The 15,581-nt window shown below is 70.2% G+C and carries 18 protein-coding genes and 1 pseudogene; 9 read left to right on the top strand and 10 right to left on the bottom strand.

Annotation, left to right across the window (positions count from 1 at the left end; genetic code table 11):
• Positions 1–40: 40 nt before the first annotated feature.
• Positions 41–694 carry a hypothetical protein gene (locus ACWCP8_RS29510; RefSeq protein WP_451119189.1) on the top strand — a complete coding sequence of 218 codons (654 nt, stop codon included), beginning with the start codon at positions 41–43 and terminating at the stop codon, positions 692–694.
• Positions 695–868: 174 nt separating this feature from the next.
• Here the strand turns inward: ACWCP8_RS29510 and ACWCP8_RS29505 are convergent, their stop codons facing one another.
• Positions 869–1,306, bottom strand: a complete 438-nt coding sequence (locus tag ACWCP8_RS29505; RefSeq protein WP_352261940.1) for a MarR family winged helix-turn-helix transcriptional regulator — start codon at positions 1,304–1,306, stop codon at positions 869–871.
• A gap of 160 nt (positions 1,307–1,466) precedes the next feature.
• Here ACWCP8_RS29505 and ACWCP8_RS29500 point away from each other — a divergent pair, with 160 nt between their 5' ends.
• The 4 genes from ACWCP8_RS29500 to ACWCP8_RS29485 all read left to right on the top strand — a co-directional run bounded on the left by ACWCP8_RS29500 (position 1,467) and on the right by ACWCP8_RS29485 (position 4,687).
• Positions 1,467–2,486 carry an NADP-dependent oxidoreductase gene (locus ACWCP8_RS29500; RefSeq protein ID WP_267005315.1) on the top strand — a complete coding sequence of 340 codons (1,020 nt, stop codon included), beginning with the start codon at positions 1,467–1,469 and terminating at the stop codon, positions 2,484–2,486.
• 88 nt (positions 2,487–2,574) lie between these two features.
• Positions 2,575–3,003 (top strand): organic hydroperoxide resistance protein, encoded by a 429-nt coding sequence (locus ACWCP8_RS29495; protein WP_030970296.1) that lies wholly within the window; start codon positions 2,575–2,577, stop codon positions 3,001–3,003.
• A 265-nt stretch (positions 3,004–3,268) separates the two neighbouring features.
• Entirely contained in the window at positions 3,269–4,057 is a 789-nt protein-coding gene (locus ACWCP8_RS29490; protein WP_352261937.1) for an EI24 domain-containing protein, read from the top strand.
• 21 nt (positions 4,058–4,078) lie between these two features.
• A complete protein-coding gene (locus tag ACWCP8_RS29485) occupies positions 4,079–4,687 on the top strand; it encodes a LysE family translocator (protein ID WP_267005318.1) in 609 nt (202 codons plus the stop codon).
• 21 nt (positions 4,688–4,708) lie between these two features.
• On the opposite strand, the gene ACWCP8_RS29480 is transcribed toward ACWCP8_RS29485, so the two are convergent.
• Complete coding sequence (locus ACWCP8_RS29480) at positions 4,709–4,930, bottom strand: hypothetical protein (RefSeq protein ID WP_352261936.1); 222 nt, start codon at positions 4,928–4,930, stop codon at positions 4,709–4,711.
• Between ACWCP8_RS29480 and ACWCP8_RS29475 the strand changes: the two are divergent.
• Positions 4,878–5,310 (top strand): annotated as a pseudogene (locus tag ACWCP8_RS29475) (glycoside hydrolase family 3 protein); the annotation flags it as partial. The gene ACWCP8_RS29480 and the pseudogene ACWCP8_RS29475 overlap by 53 nt on opposite strands.
• A 181-nt stretch (positions 5,311–5,491) precedes the next feature.
• On the opposite strand, the gene ACWCP8_RS29470 reads toward ACWCP8_RS29475, so the two are convergent.
• Both ACWCP8_RS29470 and ACWCP8_RS29465 read right to left on the bottom strand, forming a co-directional pair.
• The gene (locus tag ACWCP8_RS29470) at positions 5,492–6,490 is read right to left on the bottom strand and encodes an aldose epimerase family protein (RefSeq protein WP_451119115.1); all 999 of its coding nucleotides are present in this window, start codon (positions 6,488–6,490) and stop codon (positions 5,492–5,494) included.
• Positions 6,491–6,519: 29 nt separating this feature from the next.
• A complete protein-coding gene (locus ACWCP8_RS29465) occupies positions 6,520–7,437 on the bottom strand; it encodes an SGNH/GDSL hydrolase family protein (protein ID WP_356320677.1) in 918 nt (305 codons plus the stop codon).
• Positions 7,438–7,788: 351 nt separating this feature from the next.
• Between ACWCP8_RS29465 and ACWCP8_RS29460 the strand changes: the two genes are divergently transcribed.
• The gene (locus ACWCP8_RS29460) at positions 7,789–8,283 is read left to right on the top strand and encodes a DUF3145 domain-containing protein (RefSeq protein WP_451119113.1); all 495 of its coding nucleotides are present in this window, start codon (positions 7,789–7,791) and stop codon (positions 8,281–8,283) included.
• Positions 8,284–8,455: 172 nt separating this feature from the next.
• On the opposite strand, the gene fabF is transcribed toward ACWCP8_RS29460, so the two are convergent.
• From fabF to ACWCP8_RS29435, 5 genes are all read right to left on the bottom strand, one after another.
• On the bottom strand, positions 8,456–9,718 hold the full coding sequence (fabF, locus tag ACWCP8_RS29455) for a beta-ketoacyl-ACP synthase II (protein WP_030925891.1): 1,263 nt from the start codon (positions 9,716–9,718) through the stop codon (positions 8,456–8,458).
• Positions 9,719–9,795: 77 nt separating this feature from the next.
• A complete protein-coding gene (locus ACWCP8_RS29450; RefSeq protein ID WP_030925892.1) occupies positions 9,796–10,044 on the bottom strand; it encodes an acyl carrier protein in 249 nt (82 codons plus the stop codon).
• A 63-nt stretch (positions 10,045–10,107) separates the two neighbouring features.
• Positions 10,108–11,109: a ketoacyl-ACP synthase III gene (locus tag ACWCP8_RS29445; RefSeq protein WP_352261933.1), complete on the bottom strand. Its 1,002-nt coding sequence runs from the start codon at positions 11,107–11,109 to the stop codon at positions 10,108–10,110.
• Between the two features lie 13 nt (positions 11,110–11,122).
• A complete protein-coding gene (locus ACWCP8_RS29440) occupies positions 11,123–12,037 on the bottom strand; it encodes an ACP S-malonyltransferase (protein ID WP_328627902.1) in 915 nt (304 codons plus the stop codon).
• A gap of 89 nt (positions 12,038–12,126) precedes the next feature.
• Positions 12,127–13,326 carry a PucR family transcriptional regulator gene (locus ACWCP8_RS29435; protein WP_267005324.1) on the bottom strand — a complete coding sequence of 400 codons (1,200 nt, stop codon included), beginning with the start codon at positions 13,324–13,326 and terminating at the stop codon, positions 12,127–12,129.
• Positions 13,327–13,498: 172 nt separating this feature from the next.
• Here ACWCP8_RS29435 and ACWCP8_RS29430 point away from each other — a divergent pair, with 172 nt between their 5' ends.
• Positions 13,499–14,155, top strand: coding sequence for a pirin family protein (locus tag ACWCP8_RS29430; protein WP_352261930.1), 657 nt, complete (start codon positions 13,499–13,501; stop codon positions 14,153–14,155).
• Positions 14,156–14,186: 31 nt separating this feature from the next.
• Here the strand turns inward: ACWCP8_RS29430 and ACWCP8_RS29425 are convergent, their stop codons facing one another.
• Complete coding sequence (locus tag ACWCP8_RS29425; RefSeq protein ID WP_451119110.1) at positions 14,187–15,011, bottom strand: serine hydrolase domain-containing protein; 825 nt, start codon at positions 15,009–15,011, stop codon at positions 14,187–14,189.
• A 112-nt stretch (positions 15,012–15,123) separates the two neighbouring features.
• Here ACWCP8_RS29425 and ACWCP8_RS29420 point away from each other — a divergent pair, with 112 nt between their 5' ends.
• Positions 15,124–15,579 (top strand): MerR family transcriptional regulator, encoded by a 456-nt coding sequence (locus ACWCP8_RS29420; RefSeq protein ID WP_030925902.1) that lies wholly within the window; start codon positions 15,124–15,126, stop codon positions 15,577–15,579.
• Positions 15,580–15,581: the final 2 nt, after the last annotated feature.

Raw genomic sequence — 15,581 nt, 5'->3', positions numbered from 1 at the left:
GGGCGGCTCGCGTCGGGCGCGCCGGGACGAGCGAGGCGGCATGGACGAGCGTGCTGCCGGGGACGAGCCTGTCGCCAGGGATGAGCTTGTCGCCAGGGATCAGCGTGGCGGCCGGGAAGAACGAGGCGCCAGGGGGCAACGTGGCGGCCGGGGAGGGCGTGGCCGCCGTTCGCACCGCCGTCGCGGCCGTACCGCCCTGCTCGCCGTCCTCGGTGTCGTGCTCGCCGCCGGGGCGCTGAGCCTCGCCGAGCTGGCCATCGAACCGAAGGGGGACGACGGCGCCTCGGACTACGTGCGCGAGGCCACCGACGTCACGACCGCGCCGGCGCCGAAACCCTCGTCGAGCCACGACATCGACAGCCCCGGACCGGTGGACAGTCCCTCCACCGTCCCCTCCACCGACGCGCACACCTCCGGCACCGGCCGGCCGGGCACCGAGACCGGCACCGGCACCGGCACCGGCGCCGGCGCCGGTGCCCCCGGAGGTGCGGGCTCCGGCCCGCCCGCGGCCACCACCACGCCCTCCGGCGGCGCCACGTCCTCCACGGATCCGTCGTCCGGACCGAGTCCTTCCGGATCGCCTCGCGACCCGGCGGGTACCCCGACCGGCAACCCGTCACAGCCCCCGAACCCCGCGCCGCCCAAGCCCAGCCCGACCAAGACCGAGTCGTGCTGGCTCATTTTCTGCTTCTGAGGGCGGTTCCGTAATCCCCGGTGGATCGGCGCGCGGCGTCAGGTGCGGTGCATCGCAAGGCGGAGGGGCGTCATCGTGCGGGGCGTATTCGGGCGTTCCGACAGTGCGGTGAGGTGCCGTGGCTGTCGTCGTGCGCCCGGCACGGATTACGGAACAGTCCCTGGGCCTGCGGCTCTAGGACTCCGCGTCCACGCCCAGCATCCGTCGCAGCAGGTCCCGCAGCACCGCACGCTCCGCGTGCGACAGCTCGGCGAGCGGCTCGCGTGCGAAGCCGAGCGACTCGCGGAGCTGCAGCGCGGTCCGGGCACCCTTCTCCGTCGCGGCGGCCAGCTTCACCCGCCGGTCGGCCGGGTCGGGCCGACGCTCCACCAGCCCACGCATCTCCAGCCGGTCGACGATCCCCGTCACGTTCGACGGCTCGCACTTCAGCTTCTGGGCGATCTTGCGCATCGGCGTCGGCTCCAGGGAGAGCAGCCCGAGGACCCGGGCCTGCGCGCCGGTGAGCGAGTGCGCGGCCGCGGCCCGGTCGTACTCCTCGTAGTAGCGCGCCACGACCGTGCCGATGAGCTCGACGACTTCGAGGGTCAGTGGGTCTGTTCGAGTGGTGGCCATGACACCCAGGATAGCCAGTTACTTGACAACATGAAATATTCAGGAGCATGGTTGTTTCATGTTATGAAGCTTTTCTGCGACGGAACCCGGCGGACCGAACCCGGCGGGACCCGGCGGATCGCTTCCCCCACTCGTAGGACATCGAGGAGAACCCGAGCCCATGTCTGCAGCACTTCCCACGTCGAGTCGTGAATGGCACCTTGTAGCCCGCCCCCACGGCTGGCCGAAGGCCGAGGATTTCGCGCTGCGTGAGGCCCCGGTCACCGCTCCCGCCGAGGGTCGCGTCCTCGTCCGCAATCTGCACTTCTCGGTCGACCCGTACATGCGGGGCCGGATGAACGACGTGAAGTCGTACACCCCGCCCTTCAAGCTGGATCACCCCATGGAAGGCGGCGCGGTCGGCGAGGTCATCGCCTCCAACGCCGAGGGGATCGCGGTCGGTGACCACGTCCTGCACGGTCTGGGCTGGCGCGAGTACGCCGACGTCCCGGCTCAGCACGCCGTCAAGGTCGACCCGGACCTGGCCCCCCTCTCCGCCTACCTCGGCGTGCTCGGCATGACCGGGCTCACCGCCTACGCGGGCCTCTTCGAGGTCGCGTCCTTCAAGGAGGGCGACGCCGTCTTCGTCTCCGGTGCCGCCGGTGCCGTCGGCAGTCAGGTCGGCCAGATGGCGAAGCTCAGGGGTGCCTCGCGGGTCATCGGCTCGGCCGGATCCGACGAGAAGGTCAAGCTCCTCGTCGAGGAGTACGGCTTCGACGCCGCCTTCAACTACAAGAACGGCCCGGTTGCCGAGCAGCTGCGCCAGGCCGCCCCCGACGGCATCGACGTCTACTTCGACAACGTCGGTGGCGAGCACCTCGAAGCGGCGATCTCCTCGCTCCATGTGCACGGCCGCGCCACCATCTGCGGAATGATCGCCCAGTACAACGCGACCGAGCCGACCCCCGGCCCGCGCAACCTCGCGCTCGTCATCGGCAAGCGGCTGCGTCTGCAGGGCATGCTCGTCGGCGACCACGCCGCGCTCCAGCCGCAGTTCGTCCAGGAGGTCGCCGGCTGGCTGGCCTCCGGTGAGCTGAAGTACCGCGAGACCGTCGTCGAGGGCATCGAGAACGGCTTCGATGCGTTCCTCGGCCTGATGCGCGGCGAGAACACCGGAAAGATGATCGTCTCCCTCGGCTGACAGCGGTTCGCCGTCACCGTTAGTCTCATCCGCAGGCCGTCGCGATCGTGGGCGCGAGTTGCGGCGCTACAGCAGAGGAAACCTCAGCATGGCCATTCAGGACATAACCGTCGCGTACACCGCTGTCGCCACCGCGGAGAACGGCCGTGACGGCCGCGTCTCCTCCGACGACGGCCGGCTCGACGTCGTCGTCAACCCGCCGAAGGAGCTGGGCGGCAACGGCGCGGGCACCAACCCGGAGCAGCTCTTCGCGGCAGGCTACAGCGCCTGCTTCCAGGGCGCGCTCGGTGTGGTGGCCCGTCAGGAGAAGGCCGACATCTCCGGCTCCACCGTGACCGCCGCGGTCTCCATCGGCAAGACCGCCGAGGGTGGCTTCGGCCTGGAGGTCGCGATCTCCGCGACCATCCCGAACGTCGACACCGCCACCGCGCAGTCGCTCATCGAGAAGGCCCACCAGGTGTGCCCGTACTCGAACGCCACGCGCGGCAACATCAAGGTCGAGCTGTCGGTCGTCTGATCGCCCGCACTGCCTGCACGCAAGTGAGGGCCGCACCCCGCCGGGGTGCGGCCCTCACTTGCGTACCGCCCTCAACCTCGTTCGGCATGTCGGACGTTCAGTGCTGAGGGCGACACCGGAACCCATGTCCTGGAACGTGATCCGCCTGACCTGACCGCGGACGGATCCGACCGCCCGGAGATCGCGGACAGAACGTCCGGGGAGTCCGGGCCGGCCCCAACTCCCCGGTCAACGCAACCCCTACCGCCCCCGTTACGCTGACGCCATGCGCGATCTAGGGGTGGGTTTCAGCTATTTGATCAAGGGGCAACGCTGGGTCGGCCGACACGGACGCTGGTTCGGCTTCGGCCTGATCCCCGGCCTCGTCACGCTCGTCGTGTACGCGGCAGTGCTGGTCGGCCTCGGCTACGGCGCCGACGACTTCGTGGCCTGGGCGACCCCGTTCGCCGACGACTGGTCCTCGCCCTGGCTCGGCCTGCTCCGGGTCACGCTCACCGTGCTGGTCTTCGCCCTCGGGCTGTTCCTCGCCGTGATCACGTTCACCGCCGTGACGCTGCTGGTCGGCCAGCCGTTCTACGAGTCGCTCTCCGAGCAGGTGGACCGGTCGGAGGGCGGCGACGTCCCCGAGTCCGGGCTGCCGCTCTGGCGTGAACTATGGATCTCCGCCCGTGACAGCCTCCGCATTCTCATGCGCGTCTCGCTGTACGCCGTACTGCTCTTCGCCCTCGGGTTCGTCCCGGTCGTCGGCCAGACCGTGGTCCCCGCGATCGGATTCTGTGTCACCGGCTACTTCCTCGCCGAGGAGCTCACCGCGGTCGCGCTCCAGCGCCGCGGCCTGGTCCTGGCGGACCGGCTCGTCCTGTTGCGCGGCCGCCGCATGCTGACCCTCGGCTTCGGAGTACCGCTGGGACTCGCCTTCCTGCTCCCGTTCGTCGCGGTGTTCCTGATGCCGGGCGCCGTCGCCGGAGCCACCCTGCTCGCGCGGGACCTGACGGCGCCGCCCGCCGACGACGAGGACGCGGCCCCTTCCCCGTACACCCTCAACAAGGACTGAGGACCGAGGGGACCCCGAGCCATGACCGAGATCATCGCCGTCGCCGTCATCACCGTCCTCGCCGTCATCAGCCCGGGCGCCGACTTCGCGATGGTCGTGCGCAACAGCTACCTCTACGGCCGGACGACCGGTCTCCTCGCGGCCACCGGAGTCGCCGCGGGCGTCCTCGTCCATGTCACGTACACGATGCTCGGCGTCGGGCTGCTGATCGCGTCCTCGACCGCTCTGTTCACTGCGATCAAGCTGGCCGGCGCGGCGTATCTCGTCTACATCGGGGTACGGACGTTCTTCGCCCGTAACGATCTCGTCGTTGATCTGGAGTCGAAGCCGGCCCTGACCCGGCTCGGGGCTCTGCGCACCGGCTTCCTGACCAACGCGCTGAACCCCAAGACCACACTCTTCGTCGTGTCGACCTTCACCCAGGTCGTCGGAGAGGACACCGGCCTGTGGCAGCAGGCGGGCTACGGGCTCTTCATGTCCGCCGCCCACCTCGGCTGGTTCGCATTGGTCGCGCTGTTCTTCTCGCACGAGCAGCTGCGCACCGCGATGCTGCGGTGGCAGAAGGTCCTCAACCGCGGCATCGGTTCGGTGCTCATCGGGCTGGGCGTCACGCTGGGCCTCGCCCGCTGAGCGACGCCCGCCGCATACCGGTCAGCCGCTGTGCACGTCGGGCTCGTCCGGGGCGTCCGCGGGCTCCGGCCGCAACAGTCGCAGAAAGTCCTGGAACGCGGCCGGCATGTCCACCGCTCCGGGGTCGAGCAGCCACTCGGTGCTGTTCGTCCCTGCCAGCAGGACCGTACGCCATCCCCGTGCATAACAGGAGGCCGTCGAAGCGGCCCGCGCCGCGGACACCGCGGTCGTCGTGGTCGGCACCACCGAACGCGTCGAATCCGAGGGCTTCGACCGCACCGACCTGAGGCTCCCCGGCCGCCAGGACGACCTGGTCCGGGCCGTCGCCGCGGTCAACCCGAACACCGTGGTGGTCGTCAACTCCGGCTCCCCGGTGGAGCTTCCCTGACGCGACGCGGTCGTCGCGGTGCTGCTCAGCCGGTTCCCGGGCCAGGAGGGCGGCGCTGCCCTCGCCGACGTCCTGGCCCGGTGCCGCCGAACCGGGCGGCCGCCTGCCCACCACCTGGCCGGTCGCGCTCGCCGACGTCCCGGTCTCCACCACCACTCCCACCGACGGAGAACTCCACTACGACGAGGGTGTCTTCGTCGGCTACCGGGCCTGGGAGAAGGCGGGCCGGGCACCGCACCCGCGGACCCTCGTGCCCGGCAACTACGAGGTGCAGGCGGCACGCTCGCTCGGCGACGAACGCCTGACGGCGACGACGGAGATCAAGGGGTAACGCCACTCGGACGGAAGGGCCCCGGAGCGGCACCTGACCCGGCCCCGGGGCCCTTCCCCTGCCCGTCGACCGCCGCGTTCCCGCGTCAGCGCACCGAGAACCCGTACACCGTCGTCGACACGTACTCCTCGCCCGGCCGCAGCACCGTGCTCGGGAAATCCGGCCGGTTCGGCGAGTCCGGGAAGTGCTGCGTCTCCAGCGCGATCCCGTCGCAGGGCCCGTACGGCCGCCCGTCGAAGTGGTCGGCGGTGTACAGCTGCAGCCCCGGCTCGGTCGTCGTGACGGTCAGGACGCGCCCCGACACGGGGTCGCACAGCTCGGCGACCGGACCGTCGGCGGCGGCGTCCAGAACGAAGTTGTGGTCGTACCCCCCACCGACGGTCTTCGGCTCCCGGAAGTCGAACCGGGTCCCGTCCACCGGCAGGAATTCACCCGTCGGCAGCGACTCCGCGTCCGTCGGCGTGATCCGCCCCGCCGCGATCCGCAGCGTGTGCCCGACCGCGCTGCCGCTGTCGGCGCCGGCCAGGTTCCAGTACGTGTGATTGGTCAGGTTCAGCACGGTCGGCGCGTCCGTCGTCGCCCGGTATGCGATGCGCAGCGCCCCGTCCTCGTCCAGGGTGTACGCGGCCGAGACCGCCAGCCGCCCCGGGAAGCCCTCCTCGCCGTCCTCCGCGATCAGGGAGAGCTCCACACCGTCGGTGAGTTCCCGCGCCTCCCACACACGTCTGTCGAAGCCACGGGCCCCGCCGTGCACATGGTTGCGCCCCTCGTTCCGGGTCACCCGGTGGGTCTGCCCGTCGAGTACGAAGGAGCCGCGCGCGATCCGGTTCGCGTACCGCCCGACCAGCGCCCCGAAGTACGGACCGGAGGACTTCTCGTACGCCGTGAGATCCGGCAGCCCGAGCGCCACCGGTGCCCGTATGCCGTCCCGCCCGGGCACCTCGACCGACTGCACGACGCCGCCGTACGTCAGGACGCGTACGCGCGTACCGGCCCGTTCCAGCGTCCAGCGGTGGACGGCGGTGCCGTCCACGAGGGTGCCGAAGACTTCCGTACGTATCGCCGTGCTCAAACCCGTTTCCATGATCACGGACCTTAGACCACGTGGCTGTGCTACGCCGGGGGCCTCCGCGCCGTGACATTGCGGTACGCGATCTCCGCCAGCCGGGCCTGTCCGTTGCGCCCCGGATGGAACCAGTCCCACTGGCTGAGCTGCTTGCCGGTGAACCGGTAGCCGAAGACCGCACCGCCGTCGTACCGGCAGCGCAGATCCTTCGCGCACACGTCCCGCAGCACCTTGTTGTAGGCGACGACCCGCTTCTGCACCGAGGCGCGGCGTGCCACGGCCGCGGCACTCATGTCATCCGCCTGGCCCAGCATCGACCTGCAGATCCCCAGCTTCCAGATCTGCTTGCCCAGTGGGTTGCCGCGCCCCGTCGACCAGAGGCGCTTGAGATCCGGCACGCTCGACACGTAGACCTGCGTCTTCGGCGCCCTGCTGCGCAGCTGACGCATCGACGCCTTGAACGACGCCCGGAAGTCCGCCACCGGCGTCATCATCTCCGCCGAGTCCCGGCAGGCGTCATTGGCGCCGATCATCACCGTCACCAGATCCGGCTTCTGCTGCGCGGCAAGGGCCATCTGCTCCGGCAACTGGGCGATCCGGGCTCCCGTCTCGGCGTGGTTCCAGCTGTGCGCGGCCGCGCGCGAGGTGCCGAGCAGCCGCACCGCGAGGCTCCGGACCTCGCTGTCCGTGCCGGTCGCCCAGGACACTTCCGGGCAGTCGGTCAGCACCGAACAGGCATCGAACCCCCGTGTGATGGAGTCCCCGACGGCGGCGACCGACTCGGGACTGCGGTCCCAGACGGGGGCATGCACAGCGGAGGAGCGGTGCTTCGCGGCGGCCGTCCCCTTCGTCGTCCCGTCCTGCCCGGCGTCACAGCCGGTCAGCGCGGCCACGGCGATGACCGGAAGCACCGTCAGCACGGCGGCAGCGGTGCGCGAGCGGTGGCTTGCGAAACGATTCTGCATCCCTCGTGCCCTCCCGTTTATGCCCCCGGCAACTCCTCGTAGCCCCAGGCGGCAGGCCCGGGCGCCCTGCCGGGTGAATGCTGAGCGAATCATGGGACCGGGACCGACAGTACGTCACACCTGGGGCGCCGCCGCACGGTAGCTTTTCCCCGTCGAACCAGCGCCACGTTCCGCCATCCGGCTCCAATTGGGTGGTATCGGAAAATCACATCACGTCACATACTGTCCCTTTTCAGGATATTCACTCCCGATGCTGTTTACTGATGGCAACCTCGGGAGCCGGCCAGGAAGAGGCGGTACGGGCGCGAGGCCGCTGGGGAAGGCGAAGCTCGTCCCACACTGGAGGTCCCGGTGACGACACGTGGAGTTCTGTACGTTCACTCCGCACCGCGCGCGCTCTGCCCACATGTCGAATGGGCGGTGGCGGGTGTCCTCGGTGCGCGGGTCCAGCTCGACTGGATCAGACAGCCGGCCGCGCCCGGTACCTGGCGGTCCGAGTTCTCCTGGAAGGGCGCCGCGGGCGCCGCGTCGAAGCTTGCCTCCGCGCTGCGCGGCTGGGATCTGCTGCGTTTCGAAGTGACGGCGGAGCCGTGTGCCACGGCCGAGGGCGAGCGCTACAGCTCCACGCCCGAGCTGGGCATCTTCCACGCGGTCACCGGCATGCACGGCGACATCCTGGTGCCGGAGGACCGGCTGCGGGCTGCGCTGGCGCGGTCGGTGCGCGGGGAGACGGACCTGGAGGCGGAGATCGCCAAACTCCTCGGCAAGCCGTGGGACGACGAGTTGGAGTCCTTCCGGCACGCAGGCGAGGGCGCCCCGGTCCGCTGGCTCCACCAGGTGGTGTGAGGGGCGCCTGCGGTGAGGGGCGCCTGCGGGCGGGCCTGTTCCCCCAGCCGCTCCTTCCCGAACCGGGACCACGCGCCTCGAACGCCGGCGAGGCCGAGAACCAAGCGGACGAAGCCCGCCTCCCCGGTCGAGCGGGGAGGCGGGCTTCGTCGTACAGCCTGGGCGGTGGGGATCAGACGCTGCGGAACGCCAGCACCACGTTGTGCCCCCCGAACCCGAACGAGTTGTTGATCGCAGCGATCGATCCCTCCGGCAGCGGCCGCGGCTCATCGCGCACGATGTCAGCCTCCACCGCTTCGTCGAGGTTCTCCACGTTGATCGTCGGCGGAGCCATCCGGTGGTGCAGCGCCAGAACCGTCGCGACGGTCTCGATGCCGCCCGCGCCACCGAGCAGGTGACCGGTCATCGACTTCGTCGCGGAGATCGCGACATGGTCGAGGTCGTCGCCCAGAACCTTGCGCAGAGCCTTCAGCTCCGCGACATCGCCCTGCGGCGTCGACGTGGCGTGCGCGTTGAGGTGCACGACCTCCGACGGCTTGAGATCCGTCTGGTCCAGCAGGTTCTGCATGGCGGCAGCGATCCCGCGACCGGTCGGCTCGGGCTGGGCGATGTGGTGGGCGTCCGCGGACAGGCCCTGGCCCAGCACCTCGCAGTAGACCTTGGCACCACGCGCGGCCGCGTGCTCCGCCGACTCCAGGACGACGACACCGGCACCCTCGCCGAGCACGAAGCCGTCACGGCCCGTGTCGTACGGACGCGACGCCTTCTGGGGCTCGTCGTTGTTCTTGGACATCGCCATCATGTTGGCGAACGCCGCGATCGGCAGTGGGTGGATGGCCGCTTCGGTGCCACCGGCGAGGACCACATCGGCACGGCCGGTGCGGATCATCTCGACGGCGTACCCGATGGCCTCGGCACCCGATGCACAGGCGGAGACCGGGGTGTGGACACCGGCCTGCGCGTTGACCTCCAGGCCGACGTTGGCGGCCGGGCCGTTGGGCATGAGCATGGGCACGGTGTGCGGGGAGACGCGGCGTACGCCCTTCTCCTTCAGCACGTCGTACTGGTCGAGCAGGGTGATCACGCCACCGATGCCGGAGGCGATGACCGAGCCGAGCCGCTCGGGCTGGATCGCGTCGTCCTCACCGGCCTTGCCGGTGAAGCCGGCGTCCGCCCATGCCTCGCGGGCCGCGATCAGCGCGAATTGCGCCGAGCGGTCCAGCTTGCGGGCGAGAGGGCGGGGCAGTACGTCGCCCGGGTCGACGGCCGCGAGGGCAGCGATCCGGACGGGCAGTTCGGCGAAACGTTCGCCCTCGAGAGGCTTGACGCCGGAACGACCGGCCATCAGACCTTCCCAGGTCGACGCGGAGTCGCCACCCAGCGGAGTGGTTGCGCCGATACCGGTGACGACCACGGTGCGATTGGTCGAGTTCACTGGAAAATCTTCTCCACGTGTAGAGGGTCGTGAATCAGCGGCGCCACCGCCGGGTGGCGACACACGAGCCGGCTGGATCAGGCCTGGTGCTTCAGGATGTAGTCGGCAGCGTCGCCGACCGTCTTGAGGTTCTTGACGTCCTCGTCGGGGATCTTCACGTCGAAGCGCTCTTCGGCGGCGACGACGACCTCGACCATGGACAGCGAGTCGACGTCCAGGTCGTCGGTGAAGGACTTGTCCAGCTGGACGTCCTCGACCGGGATACCGGCGATCTCGTTGACGATCTCGGCGAGACCGTTGACGATCTCTTCCTGGGTGGCGGCCATGTTGGCGCTCCTTCGATGTATTTCAGCAGGGTTCGGACGTCCGGACCGGAAGGTCCGGTGTGCCTAGGGGAGAGTAACGACCGTCGCGGCGTAGACGAGACCCGCCCCGAAGCCGATGACGAGCGCGGTGTCGCCGCTCTTCGCCTGACCGGTCGCCAGAAGCCGCTCCATAGCGAGCGGAATCGAGGCGGCGGAGGTGTTGCCGGTGGTCTCCACGTCGCGGGCGACCGTGACGTGTTCCGGCAGCTTCAGGGTCTTCACCATCGAATCGATGATCCGCATGTTGGCCTGGTGCGGGATGAAGACGTCCAGGTCTTCCGGAGCGATCCCGGCCGCGTCCAGCGCCTGCTGGGCGACCTTTGCCATCTCGAAGACGGCCCAGCGGAAGACCGCCTGGCCCTCCTGCGTGATGGCCGGGAACTTCTCGGGACGCTCGGCGTGGAACTCGTCCCACGCCACGGTCTGCTTGATCGTGTCGGACTTGTCGCCCTCGGAGCCCCAGACCGTCGGGCCTATGGCGGGCACATCGGAGGGGCCGACGATGACCGCGCCTGCGCCGTCGCCGAAGAGGAAGGCCGTTGCCCTGTCCTCCAGGTCGGTCAGGTCGCTGAGCCGCTCCACGCCGATGACCAGCACGTACTCGGCCGAGCCCTCGACGATCATGCCCTTGGCGAGGGTCAGGCCGTAGCCGAAGCCCGCGCAGCCGGCGGAGATGTCGAAGGCGGCGGGCCTGCCCGCGCCGACCTTGTGGGCGATCTCGGTCGCGACGGCCGGGGTCTGCTTGAAGTGCGAGACGGTGGAGACGATGACCCCGCCGATCTGCTCGGGCGTGATCCCGGCGTCGGCGATGGCCTTGCCGGCCGCCTCGACGGACATCGCAGCCACGGTCTCCTCCTCGGAGGCCCAGTGGCGGGTGGCGATGCCGGACCGGGAGCGGATCCACTCGTCGGACGAGTCGATCTTCTCGAGAATCACCTCGTTGGGCACGACACGGGTCGGGCGGTAGCCGCCGACACCCATGATCCGTGCGTACGCGGCGCCCTGGCTGGGCTTGATCTTCGACATGCTCTCGGGCTCCTTAGGCGTCTGCGTGCTCGGAAATGAGCGCGCGGGCCGCGTCGAGGTCGTCGGGGGTCTTCAGCGCGAGGGTCTGTACCCCGGGCAGTGCGCGCTTGGCGAGACCGGTGAGGGTCCCGCCCGGGCAGGCCTCGATGAGCGCGGTGACGCCCAGCGCCTTGAAGGTCTCCATGCACAGGTCCCAGCGGACCGGGTTGGCGACCTGGCCGACCAGCCGGGAGATGACCTCGTCGCCCGTGGCGACCGTCTTTCCATCGGCGTTCGAGACATATGTCACGGTCGGATCGGCGACCGTCAGCGCCGCGGCGGCCTCGCGGAGCCGGTCGACCGCAGGGGCCATGTGGTGCGTGTGGAAGGCGCCGGCGACTTTGAGGGGCACCACGCGGCGCACGCCCTCGGGCTTGTCCTCGATCAGCGCGGCGATCTGCGCGGCGGTGCCGGCGGCGACGATCTGTCCGCCCCCGTTGACGTTCGCCGGGGTCAGACCGAGCTTCTCCAGGTGAGGGACCGTCACCTCGGGCTCGCCGCCGAGCAGCGCGGCCATGCCGGTCTCGGTGATCGCGGCGGCATCGGCCATGGCGAGCCCACGGGTGCGTACGAGACGGAGCGCGGCCTCGTCGTCGAGAACGCCCGCGAGAGCTGCGGCGGTGATCTCACCGACGCTGTGACCTGCGACGACACCGGGCGACGCGTCAAGCGCGGCGGCGGACAGCAGACCCGCGGCGACCAGCAGCGGCTGTGCCACCGCGGTGTCGCGGATCTCGTCCGCGTCGGCCCGGGTGCCGTAGTGGGCAAGGTCGAGCCCGATGGCGTCGGACCATGCCGCGATGCGGTCGGTGGCACCGGGGAGGTCGAGCCAGGGAGTCAGGAAGCCGGGCGTCTGAGCGCCTTGGCCGGGAGCGACGAGTACGAGCACCCTCACACTCTCTCTTGTGAACGGTCCGGAACACCCGTGGGGACAGGGACGAAGAACCGTAGGGGGAATTGTTGATGTCCGACAAAAGTCTAGGACTGGGGATCTCTGTCGGCCAGACGCCCCAGAATCAGGGCGATGCGCAGAGTGAACGCGGAGCGGACATCAGAAGGCGACCACCCGGTGACGTCCGTCACACGTCGGAGCCGGTAGCGCACGGTGTTGGGGTGGACGAACAACATCCGGGCGGCGCCCTCCAGACTGCTCGCCTGTTCCAGATACACGCTCAGCGTTTCCAGCAGCGCGGAGCCCGCCTCTTCGAGTGGTCTGTAGATCTCCTCCACCAGTTGGTCACGCGCGGCAGGGTCGCCCGCCATGGCGCGCTCCGGCAGCAGATCGTCGGCCAGGACCGGCCGCGGGGCGTCCTGCCAGGCGCTGCACGCCTTGAGCCCGGCGGCGGCGGCCTGCGCGGACCGGGTGGCCGCAAGGAGGTCCGACACCACCGGTCCGGCCACGACGGGACCGGCCGCGTACGGGCCGATCAGGGCCTTCGCGACATGCAGTGGGTTGTCGCTGCCGCCCGCGATGACGACCAGCCGGTTGCCGAGCACCCCGGTCAGCACCTGGAGCTTGGCGTGCCGGGCGGCCCGCCGGATCGCCTCGACGGTCAGTTCGCTGTCGCCGTCGGGGGCCGTGCCGAGGACCACACAGACATGTTCGGGGGAGTTCCAGCCGAGTGCGGCGGCCCGCGACACGGCGCCCTCGTCGGCCTCGCCGGACAACACCGCGTTCACCACGAGTGATTCGAGCCGGGCATCCCAGGCGCCGCGCGCCTCGGCGGCCTGCGCGTACACCTGCGCGGTCGCGAAGGCGATCTCCCGCGCGTAGACGAGCAGCGCCTCGCGCAGCACCGACTCGTCGCCGGGCGCGGCGACCTCCTCGATCGCGGCCTCCATCACCTCGATCGTCGTCCGCACCATCTCGACGGTCTGGCGCAGCGTGATCGCCCGGGTCAGCTCGCGCGGGGCCGTACCGAACACATCGGTGGAGATGGCCTGCGGGGTCTCCGGGTGGCGGAACCACTCGGTGAAGGCGGCGATTCCGGCCTGGGCCACCAGGCCGATCCAGGACCGGTTCTCCGGTGGCATCGCCCGGTACCACGGCAGCGACTCGTCCATGCGGGCGATCGCGTTCGCGGCCAGCCGGCCGGAGGACTGCTCCAGTCGCTTCAGGGTCGCGGCATGCAGGTGGGCGTCATTCGCAGCGGGCTGCTCAGGATCGGATCGGGGCACGAACACAAGACTGCCTTATCGGACCACGGGCACGGAGGGCCGGGGCGGCCGCGGGTCGTACTGCCGAGTAGCGGACGGCCGGTTTCCGACCGGGACACGGCCGGTCCCGGACCGGGATTCGGCCGTGTCCCGACCGGGACACAGGGGCGCCCGGCCGGGCTACCGTGGACCCGTGATTTCGGTACAGCGCGCGGACGACCGGTATACGGGCGGCGACGGGGCCGCGGGCATCCTGTCCCGGCACGCCTTCTCCTTCGGCTCCTTCTACGACCCGGACAACCTGCGCTTCGGCGCGATCCTGGCCTGCAACGAGGAGCGGCTGGCGCCCGGTGCGGGCTTCGACGAACACCCGCACAGCCACACGGAGATCGTCACCTGGGTCGTCGAGGGCGAGCTGACCCACCGTGACTCGGCCGGTCACGCCACGGTCGTACGGGCCGGGGACGTCCAGCACCTCAGCTCGGCGGCCGGGGTACGCCACGTCGAGCGCAACGACGGGGACATACCGCTGACGTTTCTTCAGATGTGGCTGGCGCCGCTCGAACCGGGCGGCGAACCCTCGTACACGACCGTCCCCGGCATCGCCGACTCCACCCCGTACGCCCTCCCGGAAGCCGGAGCGATGCTGCATGTGCGCAGGCTGGCCGCCGGGGAGCGCACGGCGGTGCCGGACGCGGCGCGGGCGTATGTGCACGTGATCGGCGGCGAGGTGCGGCTCGACGGCGAGACGCTCGGTCCGGGGGACGCGGCGCGGATCACCGGGGCGGTGGGGCTGGAGCTGGTGGCCGAGGTGCCGGCGCAGGTGCTGGTGTGGGAGTTGTCGGGCTGAGCGAGACCTCGGCCGGAGCCGGCTGAGGGCACTACCCCGCTGAACGTACGAGCTCCGCGAGCACCGCGTCCGTGAACGGCGGCCAGACCTCGGCCGCCCACGGGCCGAAGGCCCGGTCGGTCAGGGCGATGCACGCCGCACCCGCGGCCGGATCGATCCACAGGAACGTTCCCGACTGTCCGAAATGCCCGAAGGTCGCGGGTGACGAGGAACCGCCCGTCCAGTGCGGCGACTTGTGGTCCCGGATCTCGAAGCCGAGCCCCCAGTCGTTGGGGTTCTGGTGGCCGTAACCCGGCAGGACGCCCTTCAGGCCGGGGTGTACGACGGTCCGCGCGGCCAGCACCGTACGCGGATCGAGCAGCCGCGGGGCCTGCACCTCCGCCGCGAACCGCACCAGGTCGTCGACGGTCGAGACGCCGTCCCGGGCGGGCGAGCCGTCCATCGTCGTCGACGCCATGCCCAGCGGCTCCAGGACCGCCTGGCGCACATACTCGGGGAACGGGATGTCGGTGGCCTTGGAGATGTGGTCGCCGAGCACCTCGAACCCCGCGTTGGAGTAGAGCCGCCGGGTTCCGGGAGCGGCCGTCACCCGGTGTTCGTCGAAGGCGAGCCCGCTGGTGTGCGCGAGCAGATGCCGGACCGTGGAACCCTCGGGTCCGGCCGGTTCGTCGAGCTCCACCGCGCCTTCCTCGTACGCCACGAGCGCGGCATAGGCGGCGATCGGCTTGGTGACGGAGGCGAGCGGGAAACGGTGCGCGGTCGGCCCGTGACTGCCGACGACAGTGCCGTCCGCTCGTACGACGGCGGCCGCCGCGGTGGGGACGGGCCAGTTCTCGATCATCGCCAGGCTCTGCATGACTACGAGACTAAGACCTGCCGCCGAACACCCGTCATCCGGCCGGTGGCCGGAAAACCTGTTGCTGATGGCGCTTGCTTCGAGTGCACTCCAAGGTTCTAGCGTGGAGGTCATGACGGTGATGGAGAGCACTACCGCGACGACCGACGCCTGTGCATCGGCTCCACGGGCGCATCCACGCCCCGAGGGCCAGGACCGCTACACCATCAGCGAGGTCGCAGCCTTCACCGGGCTCACCGCACACACTCTGCGCTGGTACGAGCGGATCGGCCTGATGCCGCACGTCGACCGGTCGCACACCGGCCAGCGCCGGTTCACCAATCGCGATCTGGACTGGCTTGCTTTCGTGGGCAAGCTGCGGCTGACCGGGATGCCGGTCGCCCACATGGTCAGGTACGCGGAGCTGCTGCGCGAGGGCGAGCACACCTTCGAGGAGCGGCAGGAGCTGCTGGAGGCGACCCGCCGCGATGTGAAGACGCGGATCGCGGAGCTCCAGGACACCCTCGCCGTCCTCGATTACAAGATCGACTTTTATGCGGGCGCCCGGCGGGCGTCGGAAAGGCCTTGAAC

The organism is Streptomyces sp. NPDC002206, from assembly GCF_053593595.1.
The sequence above is the reverse complement of the archived record's forward strand: the minus strand, read 5'-3'. Positions and strand labels throughout refer to the sequence as shown.

What these genes read in the sequence shown, in the direction of transcription:
- ACWCP8_RS29510 (WP_451119189.1), top strand. Translation starts at nt 41, where the DNA reads ATGGACGAGCGTGCTGCCGGGGACGAGCCTGTCGCCAGGGATGAGCTT.
- ACWCP8_RS29505 (WP_352261940.1), bottom strand. Translation starts at nt 1,306, where the DNA reads ATGGCCACCACTCGAACAGACCCACTGACCCTCGAAGTCGTCGAGCTC.
- ACWCP8_RS29500 (WP_267005315.1), top strand. Translation starts at nt 1,467, where the DNA reads ATGTCTGCAGCACTTCCCACGTCGAGTCGTGAATGGCACCTTGTAGCC.
- ACWCP8_RS29495 (WP_030970296.1), top strand. Translation starts at nt 2,575, where the DNA reads ATGGCCATTCAGGACATAACCGTCGCGTACACCGCTGTCGCCACCGCG.
- ACWCP8_RS29490 (WP_352261937.1), top strand. Translation starts at nt 3,269, where the DNA reads ATGCGCGATCTAGGGGTGGGTTTCAGCTATTTGATCAAGGGGCAACGC.
- ACWCP8_RS29485 (WP_267005318.1), top strand. Translation starts at nt 4,079, where the DNA reads ATGACCGAGATCATCGCCGTCGCCGTCATCACCGTCCTCGCCGTCATC.
- ACWCP8_RS29470 (WP_451119115.1), bottom strand. Translation starts at nt 6,490, where the DNA reads ATGGAAACGGGTTTGAGCACGGCGATACGTACGGAAGTCTTCGGCACC.
- ACWCP8_RS29465 (WP_356320677.1), bottom strand. Translation starts at nt 7,437, where the DNA reads ATGCAGAATCGTTTCGCAAGCCACCGCTCGCGCACCGCTGCCGCCGTG.
- ACWCP8_RS29450 (WP_030925892.1), bottom strand. Translation starts at nt 10,044, where the DNA reads ATGGCCGCCACCCAGGAAGAGATCGTCAACGGTCTCGCCGAGATCGTC.
- ACWCP8_RS29445 (WP_352261933.1), bottom strand. Translation starts at nt 11,109, where the DNA reads ATGTCGAAGATCAAGCCCAGCCAGGGCGCCGCGTACGCACGGATCATG.
- ACWCP8_RS29425 (WP_451119110.1), bottom strand. Translation starts at nt 15,011, where the DNA reads ATGCAGAGCCTGGCGATGATCGAGAACTGGCCCGTCCCCACCGCGGCG.
- ACWCP8_RS29420 (WP_030925902.1), top strand. Translation starts at nt 15,124, where the DNA reads ATGACGGTGATGGAGAGCACTACCGCGACGACCGACGCCTGTGCATCG.